Origin of the sequence: Streptomyces sp. NPDC001851 (assembly GCF_040297165.1) — a bacterium.
Lineage (GTDB): Bacteria > Actinomycetota > Actinomycetes > Streptomycetales > Streptomycetaceae > Streptomyces.
In genome coordinates this window covers 35,206-50,464 of sequence record NZ_JBEOYR010000002.1, presented here as the reverse complement: position 1 = coordinate 50,464, position 15,259 = coordinate 35,206, and the positions used below count along the sequence as shown (strand labels likewise).

Here is a 15,259-nt window from a genome sequence, read left to right as displayed (position 1 = left end):
AGATGGAGCACCGACCATGTCTGAACCCCAGCACGACGACGCACACGACGACTCGTTCGGCGCGGCCCAGCGCGAATGGCTCACGGAGCGGCTCACCCACTACCTCGGGGTGCCGGTGGACGAGAACGTGCCGTTCCACCAGTACGGAGGCTTCGACTCGGTGGCCGCGCTCAGCCTGTACGGCGACATCGAGGAGGAGTTCGGCCCGGTGCTCGACCCCGCCGACATCGAGGCGTACCCCACCGTGCGCGAACTGGCCCGGTACATGGCCCAGCGCGACCCCCGTCCGGCGGGCGGCGGCCTGGTGCGGGCGGCGTTCGTGTTCACCGGACAGGGCTCGCAGCACCCCGGCATGACCTCCGGCCTGTACTGGAACTGCACCGGCTACCGCACCCATCTCGACGAGGCCGCCGCCGAGCTGCTGCCCTACACCGGCATGTCCGTGGTGGAGCTGATCCTCGGCAACGACCCGCGGATCCACCAGACCGCGTTCACCCAGCCCGCCCTGTTCGCCGTCGAGTACGCCCTGGCCCAGACCCTGCGGGACGAGGGCGTGACCCCGGTCGCCGTCCTGGGCCACGGCATCGGGGAGTTCGCGGCGGCCGCCGTCGCGGGCGCCCTGTCGCTGCCCGACGCGGCCAAGCTGGTCGCGCTGCGCGGCGCCTTCATGCAGTACCTGCCCTCCGACGGCGGCATGATGGCCACCTGCGCGGCCCCGTTCGAGGCGGCCGAGCTGGTCGCGTCCGAGCCCGGCGTCGGCATCAGCGCCATCAACGCCGCCAAGGCCACCGTGCTCTCCGGTGACCGGGCGGGACTGGAGCGCATCCAGGAGCAGCTGGAGAGCCGGGGCATCGCCTGCCGTCACCTGACGGTGACCCACCCCTTCCACTCGCCGCTGATGGCGCCCATGGTGCCGAAGTTCGACGCCGTGGCCCGCCGGGTCGCGGGCGGCGCCGCCCGGGTGCCGTTCTACTCCACGCTGTACGGCCGGCTGACCACCGAACCGCTCTACGGTGCGTACTGGAGCGAGCAGATCACCTCCCCCGTCCGCTTCGCCGACGCCGCCCGGGCGATGCTCGCCCAGCAGACCCCCACCCATGTGGTGGAGATCGGGCCGCGCGTGGTGCTCACTCCGTTCCTGCGCCGGATGGGCGGCAGCGAGGGGCCGGCCTGCCTGGTGGTGTGCCGCGGGCCGGAGAGCGACGCGGTGGACCTGGCCGGGGTGATCTCGGCGCTCGACGCGGGACCGCTGGCGGCGGCGCTGGCCGGGGCGTGAGCCGATGACGACGATCGGCAGGCCGCTGTCCGCGCCGGGACCGGAATCGCCCTGGGAGCGGGTGCACGAGGAGCTGGTGCGCACCGGCAGCGTCGTGGTGCACGGCAGGATGCCCGGCTGGCAGCCGGACCCGGACGCGGCGGACCTGCGCCTGCTCCTCGGCCGTGACTGGGCCCGCTACGAGAAGCTCGCCCGGGCCGGTATGAGAGAGCGCTTCCTCGCCTCCCGCCTGTTCCTGCGGTACACCGCCGCCGCGGCCGTGCAGACGCTGCCGCACCTGGTGGACGTGGCGTATCTGCCGGGTGGCCGCCCCTATGTGCGGGGCCTGGACCAGATCGACATCAGTCTCAGCCACACCGACGAGACGATGGTCGTCGGCGTCACCCGCCGGGGCCGGATCGGCGTCGACGTGGAACGCGCCGACCGGCGGCTCGCGCACACCGGTTCCGAGGCGCAGGCCTGCACGCCGTTCGAGAAGCGGAACCTCGACCGGGGTGCGCAGAGCGCCCGCAACGACACGATGGTGCGGCTGTGGACCCTGAAGGAGGCCTACAGCAAGGCGCTCGGCCAGGGCCTGCGGTTCCGTTTCACCGAGTTCGGCTTCGCCCTGCACGGCGCGTCCGGCGCCCGGCTGGTCCGTCCCGACGGTTCCGCCACGGACGACGGCGGCTGGACGTTCGGGACCTTCGCCGTCGGCGGCAGCCATGTGGTGAGCGTCGCGGTGTTCGACGACGGGTTCGGGGAGCTGTCGGACGTGTCGGTGGGGACGACGCTGCACGAGGGGCTGCTGGACGCGCTGTACGGGACGACCGGTGGGGAGCGGCAGCCGCCCGGCCCCGCGGGCTCAGGGGATCCAGCCGGCGTCCTCGGCGATGCGGATGGCGTCGACGCGGTTGCGGGCGCCGAGCTTGCCGACGATCGAGGTGAGGTAGTTGCGCACGGTGCCCTTGGTGAGGTAGAGGCAGCCGGCGATCTCGGCGGCGTCGGCTCCCCGGGCCGCCAGTCGTAGCACCTCCATCTCCCGGCGGGACAGCGGATTGTCCGGGTAGTCCCAGGCGGTCAGCGCGAGTTGGGGGTCGACGACCCGTCCGCCCCTGGCCACGGAGCGCACGGCGCAGGCGAGCTGGTCCGGAGGGGAGTCCTTCAGCAGGAAGCCGGACACATGGGCCGACATGGCGCGGCGCAGGATGCCGGGCTTGCCCAGGCTGGTGAGGATCAGGGAGCGGCAGCTGGGGAGCTGTACATGCAGGTCGGCGGCGGCCGTCAGGCCGTCCATGCCCGGCAGGTCGACATCGATGACCGCCACGTCGGGCCGGACCTCCAGCGCGGTGCTGACGATCGTGTCGCCCCGGTCCACGGTGGCGATGACCTTGAGGTCGGGTTCGAGTTCCAGCAGGGCGACCAGAGCGCCGCGGATCATGTGCACGTCCTCGGCGAGCAGGACGGTGATGGACAGCACCTGTTACCTCCCCCAGGCAGCGGTGTCTCGTCTGATCAGCCCCGTTCAGGCTGCGGACCTCTCGGCGTCCGGTGCGCCGGTGGCCGTGCCCGCGGGTGCCTCCCCCTTGTGCGGCTGGAGCGGGGCCCGTGCCACCAGGCGGAACATACCCTCCTCGTCGACGCCGGCGGTCAGTTCGCCGCCGATGTCGGTGAGCCGGGTCCGCAGATTGCCCAGACCGCTTCCGCCCGCGGAACGCGTGCCGGGCACCCCCCCGTTCTCCACACCGTCGTTCACCAGGGTGAGGAGAACCGTTTCAGTCCCGCTGGTGGCCCTGATGGTACATACCTCGGCCTTGCTGTGCCGGAGGATGTTGGTGACTCCTTCCCGCAGCGCGGTCGCGAGAACCGTGTCGACCACAGGATGCAGCCGGCCGACCTGTACGTCGACCTCCGTGCGCACATCGGCCGACATCAGCACCCGCGCCGCCGACTCCGCCTCCTCCCGCAGCGACATGTCCCGGTAGCCGCGCGAGACGAGCCGTACGTCGGCCAGGGCCTGCCGCGCGACGAGCAGCAGGGACGTGGTCTCCTCGGCGGCGACCTCCGGCCGGGTGGGAATCAGCCGGCTGACCAGCTCGCCCTTGAGCGTGATGGTGGACAGGCTGTAGCCGAGCAGGTCGTGCAGGTCCCGGGCGAAGCGGAGGCGTTCCTGGGTGACGGCCATGCGGGCCAGCTGTTCGCGGGTCTCGTGCAGTTGGCGGACCAGGTCGGTGAGCCGGGTCAGGCCGTAGATGACCAGGCCGGCGAGGAAGACGGAGATGAAGACGTACACGCCGTAGAGCGGTCCCTGCACGAGGGAGGGGTACACCGGTGCGCCGAGGATCACCAGCCCGAACGCGGGCCACGCGACCCGGTTCGGCAGGGTGAGCAGGACGGTTGCCGCGAGCGGGCCCTGCATGCTGCCCCAGTTGAGGCCGAACCAGACCATCGGCAGGTAGGTCAGGACGGTTTGGACCGTCAACGCGATCAGGCGTCGCCGCAGCGGCCAGCCGCGTGCGGAGGGCGAGGCCAGGGCGAACTGCACGCCGAACTCGACCAGGACGACCCCGACGCAGACGGCGAGCTTGGCGGTGCTCGCCGACCCGTACGTCAGCACATTGATGATGACGATGGAGCAGTAGCAGCACAGGACGACGATCGTGATCGCGTGGGCGAGACGGGGCGCCAGGGCCGGGTGGACCGAGGTGTGGGGGGAACCCTCGGTATCCGCAGGACCTTCCGTTCTTCGGAAAGCGCCCAGCATCGCGACCTCCTCGCCCGGGGACATGGCGCAAGGCATGGTATGGGCACGACTGGATCGCGGCCAGTGATGGCTGTAACTAGCCGGTTTCACACGAACAACGGAATCGGGTTGAGATCCTCGTAACGTGTCGCGCGCGTGAGGCGACCGAGTGTCACCGGGACGTCGAAGAGGCGGCCGGGCGCGAACCTGGCCCAGAAGTGACGCATCCCGGGAACGATCACCTTCACCACGGGAAGCCCCACGTCAGGCCGAGTCTGATCGAGGACCAGCAGCTCCATGCCCCGCTCCCGCACCAGGCCCTCGGCCATGGTGAGGTCATCGAGCAGGTCATTTCGTGGCTCGCACACGTAACTTGCGGGCGTACGGGGCGACTCGGCCGGGTCCGGTACGAGATATGGCTGATTCCGGGTAGTCGCCTTCTGCCACCAGGAGGCCAGCTCCGGGTGGACGGGGGCGACCTCGGGGCCCACTTCCGCTTCCACGGCCGGCGGCGGCAGCAGCTGTGCCATCTCGGTCACCGCCCGACGCAGCGCCGTACGCGGATCGAAATGGGCGCCGAACCCCAGACAAATGCGCTGGACCGGTGTGTCATTGCGGCAGGAGACGGCAGCCATGACGGGTATGCCGAAGTCCGCGGTCAGGTCCAGCACCCACAGATCGCGCCGCAACCTGCCGTACGCCCTGCGGACATCGGTGAGCCAGGGCTCGTCGAAGGCGTCCAGGTCGACCGCGGGCTGCCGGGTGCGGCTGTACCACCACAGGCCCACCGCGTCACGCTCGACCACTTCGAGGAAGCCCTGCAGCGTCGCGTCCTCCAGACTGCTGCCGGCCGCGTTGCCGTTGGAATCGGCCCATGGCGCCGACAGCCGTCCGCCCGGAGCGGCCCCGAAGTAGAGCATCGACGTGGGCACCAGACGGTGGGTGCCCGCGGTCACCGACCACACGGGAGTCCATTCCGTGGGCGCGCCGGGATCGAAGGGCGGCGGAACCCGCTGGAACGCGGTGGCGGAGCGGTTCCAGCGGTCTCGCTGGGCGAACTGCCGGTCTGCGTACAGCTGGCAGGTGTTGGGGTGCAGTGCGCTCTCACCGAGTCCGGCGAGCGTGTCGACGACGACCGGCTCGTCCCCCTGGCGGGTCGCGCTGTAGCGTTCGACCGCTTCGCACAGCGCGCCGACCTCGGCTTCCAACGGTGTGGTTCCCTTGCCGCCGCTGCAACTGCGCAGCCCGTGCCGCAGCCCCGCGAGCGAGTCGGCGCGCAGCGCGGGATTGCGCCCGGAGACATAGCGGTTGAGGCCGGGCGGGGTGTCCGGGGCCGGCCGCAGCTCCGGCACGACGCCGGTCAGCGGGTCGACGAGGTGCCGGTAGCGGCGCAGGACCGTTTCGGCGGACTGGGCCCGGTGACCGCCGCCGTCCGTGGCCGATTTCAGACGAGGGACGAAGGACACCGGGCGCCGTACGCGCGCCGCCAGCAGACCGGGGTCGCCGCACTCGGGGCACTGGGGCCGCCGGGTCACCGGGTGATGGCGGGTGCGCAGGGTCCGGGTGTCCAGGGTGCACAGGGCGGCCTGCTCGTCGTAGCGCATCCCGGCGACCCACTTCATCGTCTCCAGGACGGCACTCTGCAGCCCCAGCGCGCGGACGGATGCCAGGTAGGCCCGCGGAAGCGGCACCGGTCCGGGCAGCCCGAGCACCCGCTGCACCGGCGCCTGGGTGGCGCGGTGGCCGCGCAGCCGGTGTGCGAGGCAGCACCAGCAGGCACGTTCGGGTACGCCGAACACCGGGCCCACCCAGGCCTCGACACCGCACGGCTTGGCCAGCAGCCAGGGGCGCCCCGCGGCTCGGTGCCGGGCGTCCACGTCGGCCAGCGCCGGGTCCAGGTAGTCGTCGCACACGACCAGCGTGAACGCGGCGGACCGTTCCTCGCCGGCCAGCGTGAGGCCCGAGGCGAGGCACTCCTCGCGGACGAGCCCGGGGTCCGTCCGGCCGAGCGCCAGCACGTGGACCGGCGTGCCGCTCAGCGCAGCCTGGGCGCCTGTGCCGCTCAGACCGGCGAGTTCCCAGTACGCCTCGGCCGCGGAATCCGCCGACGGAGCGCGATAGCCGATGAGCTGCGCCTGGGCGAGCGCGGCGATCGTCCGGCCCGCCGCGGCCACGTCCACCACGGTCGCGGCCTCCTGGAGCACGGCCTCCAGGGTCCGGGTTCCGTCGAGCAGGGGGGCGACGGCCTCGACGTGCGGTCCGTGCAGGGCGGTCGTGCCACGCTCCGACAACAGGTACACGGCCTCACCGCCGACGACTTCGACGCGCAGGTGGGGCTTGAACCCCACCTGCGGTGCGGCGGCGGGCGCGGAGGGTCTGCTCATGCGACGGACACGGCGGTGTCGTACGGCGCGTCCTGGGTGCAGTAGGGCGAGCCGCAGGCGGAGACGAGGTGGGCGTCCGTCCTGTCCAGCTCCTCGATCACCAGCGTCTCCCGGCCGGCCCCCACCGGATAGACCGGCTCCGCCGCCACGAGCCCGAACTCGGCGAGCACCGACACCGGGTCGGTGACGTAGCGCGCGGCCAGCTCCGGTTCGAGGCCGGCGCGGGCCGTGAGGAGCGCGATGTCGAGGTACTGCGGGGGCGTTCCCGCCGGGCGGGCCGGCGCGGGGATGGTCAACGTGCTCATGGAACCCTCCAGAGTCATGAGTGTTGAGAGGCGCTGCGAATCGGGAATCCGTTCGGCGTGTCCCGCGACTCGAATTCTGGGGGGCGTCGTTTCAAGCCGCACAGTGCGGCCGTCACCATCGCGGTATGACATTTTCACAGGCCTCTTCATGACCTGGGCACTGTGGCTCGAACCCGGCTGCTGCGAAGCTTTTGCCTTGCTCGGGAGGCGGTGACCGCCGGTCCCTCGGCCGGTGGCACCGCCCGCGTAGGACGGGGGCGGGCACCGCCCGCGCGAGACGGGAGAGTGATCACATGGACATCAAGGTACTGGGTCGGCTCACGGCGGAACTCAACGGCGTGTCGGTGGTTCCGAGTGCCGCCAAGCCGCGGCAGATTCTCGCCCTGCTCGCCCTGCAGACCGGACGCGTCGTCACCGTGCCGACGCTGATGGAGGAGATCTGGGGCGAGGAGATACCCCGCAGCGCCGCGACCACCCTGCAGACCTACATCCTCCAGCTGAGGCGCAAGATAGCGGCCGCCCTGGAGGGCGATCCGAGCCGGCAGCCCAAGGACATCCTGGTCACCCAGCACGGCGGCTACCTGCTGGAGGTGCAGCCGGGACAGATCGACGTCCAGGAGTTCGAGCAGCTGTGCGCCTCCGGCCGGGACGCCCATGAGGCGGCCGACTACCGGACCTCCGCGGAGCTGCTGCGCAGGGCCCTGGACCTGTGGCAGGGCCCCGCGCTCGTGGACGTGCCCGTCGGCAGCGTCCTCGAACTGGAGGCGCTGCGGCTCGAAGAGGACCGCATGGCGGCACTGGAGCTGCGCGTCGAGGCCGATCTGCGTCTCGGGCGGCACGCCGAGATCGTGCCCGAGCTGCGGGTGCTGGTGGCCAAGCACCCCATGCACGAGAACTTCTGCGCCCATCTGATGACCGCGCTGCACCGCTCGAACAAGGCCTGGCGGGCCCTGGAGGCCTACCAGCGGCTGCGCGGCTCGCTGGTCGAGGAACTCGGCCTCGAACCGTCGGCCCGGCTGCAGCGGCTGCACCAGTCGATCCTCTCGGCGGACCCGGCCCTGGACGCCGTGGTCGGCTGAGTCCGCGGCCCGGGACCGGTTACGGCCGGTCCGTGTGCGCCGTCCCCAGTTCCTCCCGCAGCGTTCGCCGGACGTAGGCCATGGCCTCCTGGGCGGCCGGATCGGCGAAGCGGGCGGCCAGCTCATCGGGTGCGACGTCCTCCACCCGCTCGTGCACCCACCACAGATGTCCCTGGCAGTCGCGGACACGGGCGACCCGCTCACCGAAGGCGAGCAGGGTCGGACGGGTCACCACCCGGGCGCCGGCCGCGGTGGCCCGGTCCACGGCCGCCACGACGTCATCGACATAGACGCGCAGGTGGGCGGGGATCGACGGCCAGCCGGGCTTGGCGTCGAAGAGCATGATGACGCTGTCGCCCACCTCGACCTCGACATGACCGATGTCGCCGTCGGCGTCGAGCATCCGGGAACCCGGGGTCTCGACCGCTCCGAACGCCGACTCCAGGAACCGCACTTCCGCATCGGTGTCGCGGCTGATCACCCAGGCGTTGACCCGTGCGTAGCGCGGCGGAACCCGAACCCGTGACGGGGATGACATACGGGGGATCATGCCAGCGGTCCCCGGCCGCCCGCCATGGGTATTCCCCTTGAACCGGCCGCGGCCCCCGTCTCAAGGCGGGTTCTAGGCGGCGGGCCTACGTTCGGCCGATGACGATCCTCGACGACCTCACGGTCCCCACAGTCGCCCCCGACCTGCGTCGCGCCGCCGCGGAACTGCGGCGCCTCAAGGAGGAAGTGAGCCGCGGCCCGGATCCCGAGGCCACCCGGCGGCAGCACGCGAAGAACAAGCTCACCGCGCACGAACGGCTGGCGGTCCTCTTCGACGAGGGCACCTTCACCGAGATCGAGCCGCTGCGCAGGCACCGCGCCACCGGATTCGGCCTGGAGGACAGGAAGCCGCACGGCGACGGAGTGGTGATCGGCTGGGGCCTGGTCCACGGCCGTACCGTCTTCGCGTACGCCCATGACTTCCGGGTCTTCGCCGGAGCGCTCGGCGAGGCCCACGCCGCCAAGGTGCACAAGGTGATGGACCTGGCCGAGGCGGCGGGAGCCCCGCTGGTGTCGCTCAACGACGGGGCCGGCGCCCGCATCCAGGAAGGCGTCACCGCGCTCGCCGGCTATGGCGGCATCTTCCGCCGCAACGTCGCCGCCTCCGGCGTCATCCCGCAGATCAGCGTGATGCTCGGCCCGTGCGCCGGCGGCGCCGCGTACTCGCCCGCGCTCACCGACTTCGTGTTCATGGTGCGCGAGACCGCGCAGATGTTCATCACCGGACCCGACGTCGTCCAGGCCGTCACCGGCGAGAAGATCACCCACAACGGCCTGGGCGGCGCGGAACCGCACGCGACGGCCTCCGGCGTCTGCCACTTCGCGTACGACGACGAGACCGAGTGCCTGGAGGACGTCCGCTTCCTCATCTCGCTGCTGCCGTCCAACAACCGCGAGCTGCCGCCCGCCGCGCCGAGCGCCGACCCCGCCGACCGGCGCACCGAGGCCCTGTGCGACCTCGTACCGGCCGAGCCGGGACGCTCGTACGACGTCCGTGACGTCATCGCAGAACTCGTCGACGACGGCGAGTACTTCGAGGTCCACGAGGGCTGGGCGCGCAACGTGGTGTGCGCGCTGGCCCGCCTGGACGGGCACACCGTCGGCATCGTCGCCAACCAGCCCGCCGTGCTCGCCGGCGTCCTCGACATCCACGCCAGCGAGAAGGCCGCCCGCTTCGTCTCCACCTGCGACGCGTTCAACGTCCCGCTGGTCACCCTCGTCGACGTGCCGGGCTTCCTGCCGGGCGTCGACCAGGAGCACAACGGCATCATCCGGCACGGCGCGAAGCTGCTGTACGCGTACTGCAACGCCACCGTGCCCCGGATCTCCGTGGTGCTGCGCAAGGCGTACGGCGGCGCCTACATCGTCATGGACTCCCGGTCCATCGGCTGCGACCTGTCCTTCGCCTGGCCCACCAACGAGATCGCCGTGATGGGCGCCGAGGGCGCCGCGAACGTCATCTTCCGCCGGGAGATCAACGCCTCCGACGACCCGGAGGCGGTACGCGCCCAGCGCATCAAGGAGTACAGGACCGAGCTGATGCACCCCTACTACGCCGCCGAACGCGGCCTGGTGGACGACGTCATCGAGCCGGCCGAGACCCGCTCCGTACTGATCCGTTCCCTGGCGGTGCTGCGCGGCAAAAAGGCCGAAGTACCGGCCCGCAAGCATGGCAATCTGCCCACCTGACCTGCGCGGATGCGGCGTCCACGCGGACGCGAGCGGCCGTCGAGCACCGGCACGTTCCATGGGATGCACCGGATACGGCGGCACGTCACGAGCGGGCGGCCGTCCGGGCCGGCCGGCCGGGGCGAGACCCATCCATGGCAGCCCCGGCCGCCGCGACACCGCAGTGCTCCGGACGAAGGGATCGACAGTGGCCCGCACAGTTCCATCCGGCAGGGAGTGCCCGAAGCACCCCGCCCCGTCGAAGGCGAGGTAGATGATGCGTCGAGTTGCCATCACCGGACTGGGCGTCGTGGCCCCTGGCGGGATCGGCGTCAAGGAGTACTGGGACCTGCTCACCGCCGGCCGTACCGCCACCCGCACCATCTCCTTCTACGACCCCTCCCCGTTCCGCTCCCGGGTCGCCGCCGAGTGCGACTTCGACCCGCTGGCCGCCGGCCTCTCCCAGCAGGAGACCCGGCGCCTGGACCGGGCCGCGCAGTTCGCGGTCGTCTCCACCCGGGAGGCGCTCGCCGACAGCGGCCTGGACACCTCCGCCCTCGACCCGGGCCGGATCGGCACCTCGCTCGGCAGCGCGGTCGGCTGCACCACCAGCCTGGAACGCGAGTACGCGGTGGTCAGCGACGGCGGCCGGGAATGGGTCGTCGACCACACCTACGCCATTCCCCAGCTCTACCGGCACTTCGTGCCCAGCTCGATGGCCGCCGAGGTGGGGCAGGCGGCCGGCGCCGAGGGACCGGCGGCCGTGGTCTCCACCGGCTGCACCTCGGGCCTGGACTCGCTCGGCCACGCGGTGGAGCTGATCCGCGAGGGCACCTGCGACGTGATGATCGCCGGCGCGACCGAGGCCCCGATCTCCCCGATCACCTCCGCCTGCTTCGACGCCATCCTCGCCACCACCCCGCGCAACGACACCCCCGAGAGCGCCTGCCGGCCCTTCGACCGGACCCGCAGCGGCCTGGTCCTCGGCGAGGGCGCGGCCGTGCTGGTCCTGGAGGAGCTGGAGAGCGCCCGCGCCCGGGGCGCGCACATCTACGCCGAGATCGCCGGCTTCGCCCAGCGCTGCAACGCCTACCACATGACCGGGCTCAAGCCGGACGGCCGCGAGATGTCCGAGGCCATCGACGCCGCCCTCGCCGAGGCCCGGCTCGACCCGGCCGCGATCGACTACATCAACGCGCACGGGTCCGGCACCAAGATGAACGACCGCCACGAGACGGGCGCGTTCAAGCGCAGCCTGGGCGAGCACGCCTACCGGACCCCGGTCAGCTCCATCAAGTCGATGATCGGGCACTCGCTCGGCGCGATCGGCTCGCTGGAGATCGCCGCCTGTGCCCTCGCCATGGAGCACGGGGTGCTGCCGCCCACCGCCAACCTGCACGAGCCGGACCCCGAACTCGACCTCGACTACATCCCGTTGACCGCCCGCGAGAAGCAGACGGACGTCGTTCTCAGCGTGGGCAGCGGCTTCGGCGGCTTCCAGAGCGCGATGGTCCTCGCGCGACCGGAGAGGAGCATCGCATGACCACGACCACCGTGGTGACCGGCCTCGGCATCGCCGCGCCCAACGGCCTGGGCACCGAGGACTACTGGAAGGCCACACTGGCCGGCGAGTCGGGCATCGGTCCGGTCACCCGGTTCGACGCCACGCGCTACCCGTCCCGGCTGGCCGGCGAGGTGCCCGGGTTCGTCGCCGAGGAGCACATCCCCAGCCGGCTCATGCCGCAGACCGACCACATGACCCGCCTCGCCCTGGCCACCGCGGAATGGGCCCTTGAGGACGCCGGCATCGACACCGGGGAGGTGCCCGAGTACGGCATGGGCACAGTCACCTCGGCGTCCGGCGGCGCCGTCGAGTTCGGCCAGCGCGAGCTGCAGAACCTGTGGAGCAAGGGCAAGGAGCACGTCAGCGCCTACCAGTCCTTCGCCTGGTTCTACGCCGTCAACACCGGGCAGATCTCCATCCGGCACAAGCTGCGCGGCCCCAGCGGCGTCCTGCTGACCGAGCAGGCCGGCGGCATCGACGCGATCGGCCAGGCCCGCCGCCACGTCCGCAAGGGATTCCAGGCGGTCGTCTCCGGCGGCGTCGACGCGGGCATCTGCCCCTGGGGCTGGGTCCCGCAGCTCGCCACCGGCCTGATGAGCACCGAGCAGGACCCGGCCCGCGCCTACCTGCCCTTCTCCGCCGACGCGAGCGGATACGTGGTGGGGGAGGGCGGCGCCATCCTGGTGGCCGAGGACCTCGCGGCGGCCCGCGAGCGCGGCGCGTCCCACGTCTACGGCGAGATCGCCGGGTACGCCGCCACGCTCGACCCCGCCCCCGGCTCGGGGCGCCCGCCGGGCCTGGCCAGGGCCGTCCGCACCGCCCTCGCCGACGCCGGACTCGCCCCCGCCGGCATCGACGTCGTCTTCGCGGACGCCGCCGGTGTCCCGGAGCTGGACCGGGCCGAGGCCGAGGCCCTCGCGGAGGTGTTCGGCCCGAACGCCGTACCGGTGACCGCCCCCAAGTCGCTGACCGGGCGGCTGCTCGCCGGCGGCGCGGCCCTCGACGCGGCCACCGCCCTGCTCGCCCTGCGCGACGGGGTCATCCCGCACACCGCGGGCGTCGACGCCCCCGCCGCCGGCCACCCGATCGACCTGGTCACCGGGGCGCCCCGGGAGGCGGACCTGCGCACCGCACTGGTTCTCGCCCGCGGCCACGGCGGCTTCAACGCGGCACTCGTCGTACGCCGCGCGGCCTGAACCGCCCGCACACCACCCTGAGCCGGGCACCACACCCAACACCCAACGGAGGACCCACCGTGACCACCACCACGAGCACCACCGTCACCCTGGCCGACCTGACCCGGATGCTGCGGGAGAGCGCCGGTGAGGAGGAGGGCGTCGACCTGGACGGCGACGTCCTCGACACCCCCTTCCTGGAACTCGGCTACGACTCGCTGGCCCTGCTCCAGGTCATAGGCGAGGTCCAGCGCACCTACGGCATCAGCGTCCCGGACGACGCGGTCGTCGACGCCGAGACCCCCCGCGCGCTGCTCGAACTCATCAACTCCGCCGGCGCCGACGCGGCCTGAGCCGGAGTGCGGGCCGCCCCGATCCCGGATCCCCCGCCGCAAGGGCCGGCCCGCACTCCCCCCACCCCCTGCCCGACCCCTCCCCCCACCCCCTGGTTCCTGTCGATCCTTGCCCCACCGGCCGCGGCGGTCCGCGGCCCACGAGGAGGTACCCATGCCGCTGACGGCTGACAGCGCGGTGATCCGGAGGCTGATGGTCCGTCCGGGCCCCGCGGGAGAGGACAGGGCACCCGTGCCGGCGTCGGCCGCCGCGGTCTCCGCGGTGCTGCGGGCCTTCGGCCGCTCCCCGCGCGACCTGCCCGTACGAACCGTCGTCTACGTCGGTGCGCACGCACCCGACCCCGCCCTCGCCCCCGAGCACGAGGGCTTCGCGGTGCGGACCGCCTCGGCGCCCGGCCGCGCCCTGCGCCTCGCGCACCAGGAACTCCACGACGGCACCGCGGACTTCGCGCTCGTCGCCGGATTCGACGAGCCCGAGGCCGGGACCATCACGGTCTACGCCGTCAAACGCGCCGCGGAGGCGGTCGCCGACGGCGACACCGTCCTCGGCGTCCTCGACGTCACCGCCGCGGACCCCGACACCGCGCCGGAGCTGAACGCCCTGATCCACGGCCACCGCGCCACCGACCCGGGCCGGCACCGGCTGCTGCTGTGGTCGGGCCGGGACGAGCGGGACGAGCAGCGGGTGCGCGGCGAACTGCTGCCCCTGCTCTCGGGTCTGCACCACGAGGCGTTCCCCGCCCTGCCCACCGTGGTGCCGTGCGGCACCGAGCCCGGACCGGTGCGCGGCGCCGCCGTCACCGTCGCCGCGCTGTCCGCCGCCACGGTGCACAAGGCGAAGGCGGTCACCGCCGCCAGACCCCGGCCCGTCGCCCTGCTCTTCCCGGGCCAGGGCTCCCAGCACCACGCCATGGCGGCCGGCCTGTACGGGCGGGAGCCGGTGTTCACCGCCGCCTTCGACGCGGCCCTGTCCCACATGGGCGACGAGGGCCCGCGGATCCGCGCGGACTGGCTCACCGACGGCCGCCCGCTGATCCCCGTCGACGACGTACGCCGTGCCCAGCCGCTGCTGTTCGCCGTCGACTACGCGCTCGGCCGTATGGTGATCGGCTGGGGGGTGCGCCCCACCGCGGTGCTGGGCCACAGCGCGGGCGAACTCGTCGCCGCGACCATCGCCGGTGCCGTCGCCCTGCCCGACGCGGTCGCCATGGTCATGGCACGCGTCCGCGAGGCGGTGAGGATCCCGCCCGGCGGCATGCTCGCGGTCGCCGCGGAAGAACACCGCCTGCGCCCCTACCTGCGCGACGACGTGGCCATAGCCGCCGTCAACGCCAACCAGCAGACCATGCTGGCGGGTCCGGCCGAGCCGCTCGCCGAGATCGCCCAGGCCCTCCGCGCCGACGGCCTGACCGTGGTCACCGTACCGGCGACCAGCCCCTTCCACTCCCCGGCGATGGCCCCCGCGTCCGAGGCCGTGGAGGCGGCCTACCGGGACATCCCGCTCCGCCCGCCGACGCTGCCGCTGTACTCCGGCTACACGGGCGAGCTGCTGCGCCCCGAGGAGGCGCTCAGCCCCCGCTTCTGGGCCCGCCAGATCACCGACACGGTGTACTTCAAACAGGCCCTGGAGTCCCTGCTCGCCGCCGACGACATGCTCCTGATCGAGGCGGGCCCCCGGCAGACCCTCACCGCCTTCGCGCGCCGCCACCGCGCGGTACGCCTCGGCGCCAGCGCCGCCGTACCGCTGCTCCCGGGCCGCCCCGGCACGGCGGAGGCCGACCGCCAGTCGGTCCTCACCGCGGCGGCCAGGCTGTGGACCGAGGGCCACGCCCCCTCCCCGGTGGCGCTGTCCGCCCTCTGGACCTGGAGCGCCGCCCCGCACCCGGGTGCCAGGCCCGCCGCCGCTCCCCAGCTCGCCGCGGCGACCGGATGAGCCGCGGCACGGCGACGAAGGCGCTGCGCGTCCTGAAGGCGATCTACGGCACCCTGGTGGCGGCGGGCCGCATGTACGTCTGGCTCCCGCCGGCGGACCCGATCCCCGGCCCCTGCGACCCGCCGCCTCTCCACCCCGAGCGCCTGCGCCCCGACGTCCCCCTGACCGCGTACGAACGCGCCCTGGAACGGGAGCTGGCGCCGGGGGAGCAGGTGCTCTGAACACCCGTCGCCGCTTCTCCCGTGGCGTGC

The 15,259-nt window shown here is 72.7% G+C and carries 13 protein-coding genes and 1 pseudogene; 9 read left to right on the top strand and 5 right to left on the bottom strand.

All coding sequences use genetic code 11. The annotated features are described in order from the left end of the window. The first annotated feature begins 16 nt into the window (after positions 1 to 16). Together ABT171_RS03200 and ABT171_RS41840 are read left to right on the top strand one after the other, a co-directional pair. A complete protein-coding gene (locus ABT171_RS03200; RefSeq protein WP_351239221.1) occupies positions 17 to 1,276 on the top strand; it encodes an acyltransferase domain-containing protein in 1,260 nt (419 codons plus the stop codon). A 4-nt stretch (positions 1,277 to 1,280) separates the two neighbouring features. After that, positions 1,281 to 2,285, top strand: coding sequence for a 4'-phosphopantetheinyl transferase family protein (locus ABT171_RS41840; protein WP_503073167.1), 1,005 nt, complete (start codon positions 1,281 to 1,283; stop codon positions 2,283 to 2,285). On the opposite strand, the pseudogene ABT171_RS03190 reads toward ABT171_RS41840, so the two are convergent. The 4 genes and pseudogenes from ABT171_RS03190 to ABT171_RS03175 form a co-directional block, all read right to left on the bottom strand. After that, positions 2,205 to 2,735 (bottom strand): annotated as a pseudogene (locus ABT171_RS03190) (response regulator transcription factor); the annotation flags it as partial. The gene ABT171_RS41840 and the pseudogene ABT171_RS03190 sit on opposite strands and share 81 nt — an antisense overlap. Before the next feature lie 45 nt (positions 2,736 to 2,780). Further along, a complete protein-coding gene (locus ABT171_RS03185) occupies positions 2,781 to 4,043 on the bottom strand; it encodes a sensor histidine kinase (protein WP_351239219.1) in 1,263 nt (420 codons plus the stop codon). A gap of 62 nt (positions 4,044 to 4,105) precedes the next feature. Next, the gene (locus ABT171_RS03180; RefSeq protein ID WP_351239217.1) at positions 4,106 to 6,382 is read right to left on the bottom strand and encodes a TOMM precursor leader peptide-binding protein; all 2,277 of its coding nucleotides are present in this window, start codon (positions 6,380 to 6,382) and stop codon (positions 4,106 to 4,108) included. Beyond that, complete coding sequence (locus ABT171_RS03175) at positions 6,379 to 6,687, bottom strand: hypothetical protein (RefSeq protein ID WP_351239215.1); 309 nt, start codon at positions 6,685 to 6,687, stop codon at positions 6,379 to 6,381. Before ABT171_RS03175 ends, ABT171_RS03180 begins: the two co-directional genes overlap by 4 nt. A 293-nt stretch (positions 6,688 to 6,980) precedes the next feature. Here ABT171_RS03175 and ABT171_RS03170 point away from each other — a divergent pair, with 293 nt between their 5' ends. Next, a complete protein-coding gene (locus ABT171_RS03170; protein ID WP_351239213.1) occupies positions 6,981 to 7,766 on the top strand; it encodes an AfsR/SARP family transcriptional regulator in 786 nt (261 codons plus the stop codon). A gap of 19 nt (positions 7,767 to 7,785) precedes the next feature. On the opposite strand, the gene ABT171_RS03165 is transcribed toward ABT171_RS03170, so the two are convergent. Beyond that, the gene (locus tag ABT171_RS03165) at positions 7,786 to 8,304 is read right to left on the bottom strand and encodes a VOC family protein (protein WP_351239211.1); all 519 of its coding nucleotides are present in this window, start codon (positions 8,302 to 8,304) and stop codon (positions 7,786 to 7,788) included. Positions 8,305 to 8,414: 110 nt separating this feature from the next. Here ABT171_RS03165 and ABT171_RS03160 point away from each other — a divergent pair, with 110 nt between their 5' ends. The 6 genes from ABT171_RS03160 to ABT171_RS03135 all read left to right on the top strand — a co-directional run bounded on the left by ABT171_RS03160 (position 8,415) and on the right by ABT171_RS03135 (position 15,229). Beyond that, positions 8,415 to 10,004, top strand: a complete 1,590-nt coding sequence (locus tag ABT171_RS03160) for an acyl-CoA carboxylase subunit beta (RefSeq protein WP_351239209.1) — start codon at positions 8,415 to 8,417, stop codon at positions 10,002 to 10,004. A 256-nt stretch (positions 10,005 to 10,260) separates the two neighbouring features. Next, a complete protein-coding gene (locus tag ABT171_RS03155) occupies positions 10,261 to 11,526 on the top strand; it encodes a beta-ketoacyl-[acyl-carrier-protein] synthase family protein (RefSeq protein ID WP_351239906.1) in 1,266 nt (421 codons plus the stop codon). Continuing rightward, positions 11,523 to 12,743: a ketosynthase chain-length factor gene (locus ABT171_RS03150; protein ID WP_351239207.1), complete on the top strand. Its 1,221-nt coding sequence runs from the start codon at positions 11,523 to 11,525 to the stop codon at positions 12,741 to 12,743. The genes ABT171_RS03155 and ABT171_RS03150 overlap by 4 nt, the downstream gene beginning before the upstream one ends. A gap of 107 nt (positions 12,744 to 12,850) precedes the next feature. Next, complete coding sequence (locus ABT171_RS03145; RefSeq protein WP_351239904.1) at positions 12,851 to 13,075, top strand: acyl carrier protein; 225 nt, start codon at positions 12,851 to 12,853, stop codon at positions 13,073 to 13,075. Between the two features lie 154 nt (positions 13,076 to 13,229). Then, positions 13,230 to 15,008, top strand: a complete 1,779-nt coding sequence (locus ABT171_RS03140) for an acyltransferase domain-containing protein (protein WP_351239205.1) — start codon at positions 13,230 to 13,232, stop codon at positions 15,006 to 15,008. Beyond that, complete coding sequence (locus ABT171_RS03135) at positions 15,005 to 15,229, top strand: DUF6059 family protein (protein WP_351239203.1); 225 nt, start codon at positions 15,005 to 15,007, stop codon at positions 15,227 to 15,229. The genes ABT171_RS03140 and ABT171_RS03135 overlap by 4 nt, the downstream gene beginning before the upstream one ends. The last annotated feature ends 30 nt before the right edge of the window (positions 15,230 to 15,259 follow it).